Annotated in this window: 7 protein-coding genes; 4 read left to right on the top strand and 3 right to left on the bottom strand. The window is 68.7% G+C overall.

Going from position 1 to position 6,047, the window contains the following annotated elements:
* Positions 1 to 372: transposase (locus ABZW30_RS46210; protein WP_355677360.1), on the bottom strand; the 372-nt coding region annotated here is incomplete at its 3' end.
* Between the two features lie 306 nt (positions 373 to 678).
* On the opposite strand from ABZW30_RS46210, the gene ABZW30_RS46215 reads away from it, so the two are divergent.
* The 4 genes from ABZW30_RS46215 (at position 679) to ABZW30_RS46230 (ending at position 4,250) form a co-directional block, all read left to right on the top strand.
* On the top strand, positions 679 to 1,437 hold the full coding sequence (locus ABZW30_RS46215; protein ID WP_355677354.1) for a hypothetical protein: 759 nt from the start codon (positions 679 to 681) through the stop codon (positions 1,435 to 1,437).
* Positions 1,438 to 1,624: 187 nt separating this feature from the next.
* The gene (locus ABZW30_RS46220) at positions 1,625 to 1,915 is read left to right on the top strand and encodes a transposase (RefSeq protein WP_355677355.1); all 291 of its coding nucleotides are present in this window, start codon (positions 1,625 to 1,627) and stop codon (positions 1,913 to 1,915) included.
* Positions 1,912 to 2,469 (top strand): DUF6262 family protein, encoded by a 558-nt coding sequence (locus ABZW30_RS46225; protein WP_355677356.1) that lies wholly within the window; start codon positions 1,912 to 1,914, stop codon positions 2,467 to 2,469. The genes ABZW30_RS46220 and ABZW30_RS46225 overlap by 4 nt, the downstream gene beginning before the upstream one ends.
* A 143-nt stretch (positions 2,470 to 2,612) precedes the next feature.
* Positions 2,613 to 4,250 (top strand): serine/threonine-protein kinase, encoded by a 1,638-nt coding sequence (locus ABZW30_RS46230; RefSeq protein WP_355677357.1) that lies wholly within the window; start codon positions 2,613 to 2,615, stop codon positions 4,248 to 4,250.
* Between the two features lie 88 nt (positions 4,251 to 4,338).
* On the opposite strand, the gene ABZW30_RS46235 is transcribed toward ABZW30_RS46230, so the two are convergent.
* Complete coding sequence (locus ABZW30_RS46235; protein WP_355677358.1) at positions 4,339 to 4,653, bottom strand: hypothetical protein; 315 nt, start codon at positions 4,651 to 4,653, stop codon at positions 4,339 to 4,341.
* Positions 4,654 to 5,086: 433 nt separating this feature from the next.
* A complete protein-coding gene (locus tag ABZW30_RS46240) occupies positions 5,087 to 5,893 on the bottom strand; it encodes a hypothetical protein (RefSeq protein ID WP_355677359.1) in 807 nt (268 codons plus the stop codon).
* Between the last annotated feature and the right edge of the window lie 154 nt (positions 5,894 to 6,047).

The following is a 6,047-nucleotide window of genomic DNA, read 5'->3' on the forward strand; positions in this document are numbered from 1 at the left end:
ATTGAAGCTGAACACACGCCCCCGGAAGACCCTCGACTTCGACACGCCAGCCGATAGGCTGGAGCCCCTGTTGCGCTGACGGGTTGACTGCACCGTGCCTTTCTTCAGGAAGCCTGTCTCGTCCACGATCAGGACGCCGTCGTCGGTGCCGAGGTGTTCGAGGACGTAGACGCGGACGTCGTCGCGGACCGCGTCGGCGTCCCAGCGGGTGCTTCGCAGTAGCCGTTGCATCGGCCCGGGGCGGGCATGGCCGGCTTGTTCGGCCAGCCGCCAGCAGTTCTTCCGCTCGACGCCGGACAACAGGGCGAGCACGAAGGCACGGGCAGTGGCACGCGGCTCAACCCGTCTGAACCGACCCGCGATCCGGTCCATGGCCTGTTCGAACATCGTCTGCCAGCGGGCGGCGTCTATGCCACGGCCCACGGCCACCATACGATCTTCAAGAGTCGACACAACCCCCGATCATCGCGCCTGCGGTTCTCACCCGCGCAGCCCAGAAGCAGCACCCTCACCTCCTGCGGCCTCGCCACGAGCGTTGTCGGGCTGTTGTGTCGGGGAGGGCGGGGCGACGGTGGCAGGGGGCGGGGACGGCGGAAATTGCGATGAGGCCGCGCCAGCGCCCCGCTACGCTACGGCCGACTCCGACGATCGATGCCACCCACCAGCGAAGGCGAGGCCATGGCCCGAGACATGCTCACTGTCTGCCTGCCGCCCACCGACCCCGCCGACGTACCCCACGCGCTGGCTGCCGCGATGGCCCCGTTCTGGAATGACGCCGAGATCCCGTCGGGCGGCGTCTGGCAGGGCGAGTGGCAGTGGTGGCACGTCTTCGGCGGCGATGGCGCAGACGGCTTGGCGGTCCGTGCCGGATACGAGGCCGATCCGCGGCTGGCACGCAACCCGCTCTGGTCCGACGGCAGCCCGCGGCCACCACAGCCGGCCGAGCGCTGCGACGGCGGCCCACGTGGTCTGCTCGATCCGGACCGCGACCGCGCGCCAGCGGCGGATACGGCTGGCGCGGACTGGGACGGCTGGGCCGCCTTCAGCGCCGACTTCGAACCCGCGCTGTCGGCGAGCGTCATGATGGCACAGGCGTCCGACCGCTCGGCCGGCTGGGCGGCGGCGTTCTTCGAGCAGCCTGTCATCCGGGCCGTGGCAGCCCTGCGGGCGAGCAGCGAGCAGGCCCCCCGGTGGGCCAGAATGCAGGATCCGGTCGCCTACTATGCCGGCAACCGCGAGCAGCACGTGCGTCGGAAGGTCTCCCGCATCTTGCCGACCAACGTGCTGCTCACCCTGGACGGCGAGTGGCTCGACGGCACTTGCACGTCCAGCGACCCCAACGCTCTCGTCGGCCACCGGTATTTCGACTTTGCCGACCGCTACCTCGACGCTCTCGCCGAGGACGACCTTATGGTCCGCATCCGCTTTAAATCCTGACCCGCGCGATCCTGAGCTGTTGCCAGCGACGACTTACCGCCCCCTCTGAGCGGATAGATCACGAAGTCGCACTGGAGTACTAGCCGACTGGCAGAGGGCACCGATACCCACTCTCCGAGACTGCCGCAATCGAACAGGGCCAGGCAGGGGTGCCTCCCGAAGTGGTGAACATCTGCTGTCCGTTCTCATGAACAAAGCCATCACCGACCTGCTGCGGAACCGGGAGCGCCTGCTGTCAGCCGTCGACGCCGACGACTGGGCGAAACGCGAGGCCATGCCCTCCGACGAAGAGATCACGCGGGTCCGCCGACTGATCGGACGGGTCAAGACCGAACTCGACAAACTCGGGAAGGACGAGCACGCCCAGATCCGGGAAGCCGTCGCCATCGTCCGCCGCGCCCGCAACGGCGTGATCGGCCTTGGCCTGCCCCGCGTCCGCCAGCCCCTGCCCGACCTGCGAGTGGAGCGAACCGCATGACCGCCAACCCGATGATCGAGGGGCGACGGGCCGACTCAGCCCGCCGACGCGAACGCGTCCTCAAGGCACTCCACCAGGCTGCCAAGAACGGCGCCGAAATGAGCGTGTCCGCGATCGCCCGCGCCGCCGGAGTGGACCGCACCTTTGTGTACCGGCACCGTGACCTGCTCACCCGGATCCACGCGGCCGCCAGCGAACCGCCGGGCACGGACGGGACGGGCCCGCTGGTCAGCCGGGCCTCGCTCCAAGCCGACCTGGCCAGCGCCAACGACCGGGCCGGACGGCAGGCCAACCGGATCCGACAACTGGAGCACAAGCTCGCGGAGTTGCTCGGCGAGCAGGTCTGGCACGAATCGGGAATCGGCGTCCCAGCAGACGTCGAGCAACTGCACCGCCGCATCACGGCGTTGGAGCAGCAGGTAGTAGATCTCACCGCCCGGCTCGACGAGCGCGACCAGGACCTTGAAGCCGCACGAGCAGCCAACCGCGAGCTGATGACCAGGCTGAACACTCGGCCCCAGCCAGCTGGCCTGGTACACCAGGCCGGAAGCTAAGGACCGCAGGCGTCCCTGCGAGGTGGGTCGGACTCTCGGCGGAACTGGCGGGGCGTCAGGTAGGGGCTCTACCCTCGTGGGCGAATGCGTCGGGCGGTCGAGTCGTGAGGTATCTCAGGGCGGGAAGACAAGGGGAGCGCTTCATGTCGAAGGCGGCATTTCGGTTTCCTGCACTGCAGTCGCACGATCCGGACAGTCTCGGGGGCTTTCGGCTGGTGGCGCGGCTGGGCGAGGGAGGTATGGGGCAGGTGTTCCTTTCCCTTTCCCCTGGCGGGCAGCCGGCGGCTGTGAAGGTGATCCGTAACGAGTTCGCCAGGGACCCGGAGTTCGGGCAGCGGTTCGCGCGCGAGGTGGGCGCCGCGCAGAAGGTGCGCGGCGCCCACCTCGCACCTCTGCTGGACGCTGACACCCGAGCCGAGCGGCCATGGCTGGCCACGACGTACGTGGCCGGGCCGTCCCTGCGGGACCTGGTGGTCGAGCACGGACCACTGCCTGCCGGTCAGGTGATGCTGCTGGCCTGGGGCATCGCCCACGCCCTCGCCGACATCCACACCGCGAAGGTGGTGCACCGGGATCTCAAGCCCGGGAACATCATCCTGGACGAGAGCGGCCCGAAGGTCATCGACTTCGGCATCGTCAAATCCTTGACACAGTCGGTGACCTACACCAGCCACTCCACCCGGATCGGCACCCCGCTGTACATGTCGCCCGAGCAGGCCTCGGGCCGAGCCGTGGGCGCGGCCTCCGACGTCTTCGCCCTCGGCTCCACCCTGTACTTCCTCGCCACCGGCCGTGAGGCGTTCGCCGCAGAGAACGAGTGGGCCGTAGCCCACCGCGTCGTCGCTGACACCCCGGACGTCTCCGTCATCGCCCCACCGTTACGCCAGCTGATCACCGCCTGCCTGCACAAGGACCCTGACCAGCGCCCGACACCGGTACGTGTGCGGAAGTGGTGCGAGGAGGAACAGGGCGACGCGCTCGGTCCGGGCGCCTGGATGAGGATCACCGGTGCCCGTGCGGCGATCCAGGAGCGCACCAGCGCCTTGCGCGCCCTCATCGCCCCTGACGCGGGAGCGGCCAGCACCGTCTCCCCCGATCAGCCGGATTCCCCCAGTACCACCACGGACAACGTAGGCGGCAAAACGCCGAAGATCAGGCCCGTCGCATCGTCGGCCCCCACTGCGGTGCCCGATCCTCAGAACCCACCGGATCAGGCGCCGAAACCGACCGCGCTCGCCACGGCGGGCGGCGTGATCGCCACACATGTGACGGAGATCCTCCTGGCAGCGGCGGCACTCCTCTCGGCAAGCTTGCTGCCGTTCATGTCGGAGACCTGGAAGAAGGAGTCCTCCGGCACTCAAGTGGCACATGTGACCGGGGCCTTCAACTGGCACCACCCATGGGAACCAGTTTCCATCGGCATCCCCGGAGTGGACCTGAGCTGGCAGCCGATACCGCTCGGGATCATTGGCACTGCGGCCAGCCTCGTCTTGGCGGTCCTGTTCCTACTGGGGCTGGCCAGCGGTCATGGCCTCAAAATGTGGGGCCTGGCGGCAGGCGGGATCTGTGCTGGCTGGATCACGCTCGTCACGCTCCTCGGTCTGTGGGTGCTCGCGATGACACTCGGCCTGGAGATCTCGGATGACAGCGAATCGGGATACACGGTTCGTGCCGTCTACATGCCTGGGGGATGGTTGCTACTCCTGGCAAACGGCCTGATGGCCCACGCGCTCTCACGCACACAGGGATATCTCAAGAGGCGGGCAGCGGGAAGCGCCTGACGCCAGCAGTGCCCGCTGGTACCCGCCCGATCAGCAGCCGATGCACCAGGTCGCGTCAGTGAGCCTCCTTGCACCACACATGTTGGGATCAGTAGGTTCGGGCTCCAAGCCACTGAGCTGCGGAAACTCCGAGAACTTCCGCGCCGGGACTGGTACCCCCGAGAGTACAGGCGAGCCAGGGCTGGCGGATCGTCAGCGCCGGGACGTCCTCGGCGGGCTGCGCGGCCGGGCCGGGAGGCTCGCCGATGCGGCGCAGCGCCTCGGCGAGGGCGGTGTCCCAGTCGCCGGTGAAGGTCAGGGCGCGGTCGTCCACGTACAGCGCCGCGCCGAGCTTCTTGTTGGTGACGAGAAGGTTGTGGCGCTCAGTCCAGTAGGCGCGGCTCGGGCCGGTGTCCACGGTCACCCGGCACCCGACGTGGTGCTGCAGCCAGCAGGCGACGTCGTGGTGGTGCCGGGGGTGACGTGCAGTGAAGTTATGGGGGTCTTTCAGTTCTGTCCGTTGTCCGTCGTGCAGGTACTCACCCGGGGCCGGACCGCTTCATGACGGACGCTGAGCAGTCACCCTGACGCACGGAATGCCTTCCTGGGATCAGAGGTGGGAATCGGGCGAACAGAAGCACGGGCGCCCACCGGTTCCTCCCTCGACCTCGGAATGAGCGCCGCACGCGGTGCAGGGGTGTTGCAAAGTCCGGTGATCTCGCGAGTTCGCTGGTCAGACAATGCCGAGGAGGTCGAGCGGGCAGGTGAAGGGCTCGTAGGAGGTGTGGCGGAGGCCAGCGGCGATGGTGCGTGCTCGCGCGGATTGTTCACCGGTCTCGACAGCGCCGAAGAGAACGTCAGACGTGCCCGCGCAGCCGGACCAGGATCGTATCGCCGGGCAGTGAGGCGAGGTACGCCTCACTGCCCGGCCACACAGTGGGCCCCGGCCGTTCGTGGGGGCACTGGCTCGGGTCGCAGGTGGCGTGCACGGCGTTGCTGCCACCCTCCAGCCACCAGCCGTCGAGGGTGAGCACGTCCGTACTCGGCGGGTACGGCGAGGTGAGCCGGCGGATGTAGGCGTCACGGTCGCCGTCGTGGGTGATGACGGGGTGTTCCGCGGGGTGGGGGAAGCGCAGGTTGCCCCGGCCGAGGCTGTGGGGGTGGTCGAGGAACGCCCGGATGAGCGGCTGGCTGCGGTAGGCGGCGAACATGTTGTCGCCCCGGCGGTCGTCCGGGAAGGCGTCGGGGTCGTTCCACCAGCGGTCCACGAAGTCCGCGAGCGGTACGGCGGGAGGGTGGACGGCGGTCAGGCGGTGCCAGAGGTCCCAGGAGGCTGCGGCCGCGCGCTCGGATGCCGCGAGCGGTTGTGAGAAGTCGAGCAGGGCGCGCGGTCCTCCGGCGCAGACTCCGGGGGCGCTGGGGCAGGGCGTGCCGTCGTACCTGGGGTCGTCGTGGACGAGCCTCGGGTCGTTCTCGTGTCCGGAGACGACGGCGAACCCGGTGCCGTCGCTACCTCCGACGATTCGGCGCGAGTCCCACATGCCGCGGTCGACGGGGTTGTCGTCCGTATCGAGGTAGAAAGGGGCGAGGGCCTCGTCGAGCGCCCCCTCGATGTCGTCCGAAGCCTTGGCCGGCAGGCAGACCGTCACTCTCACACTGGCCATCCACCCCTCCTTGGTGTCCACGATGTCGCCGTGTCGGCGGACAGCATTGCACGCGGGCCGGCCCTGATATGTAGGGCGTTTTGTCAAGTGGTGCATGGTTGGTCGCACCCTCGGTGGGGGCGAGGGTGCGACGGTGGAGCGATGGCGGTTGGTG

Source organism: Kitasatospora sp. NPDC004669 (genome assembly GCF_040609455.1).
Classification (GTDB): domain Bacteria; phylum Actinomycetota; class Actinomycetes; order Streptomycetales; family Streptomycetaceae; genus Kitasatospora.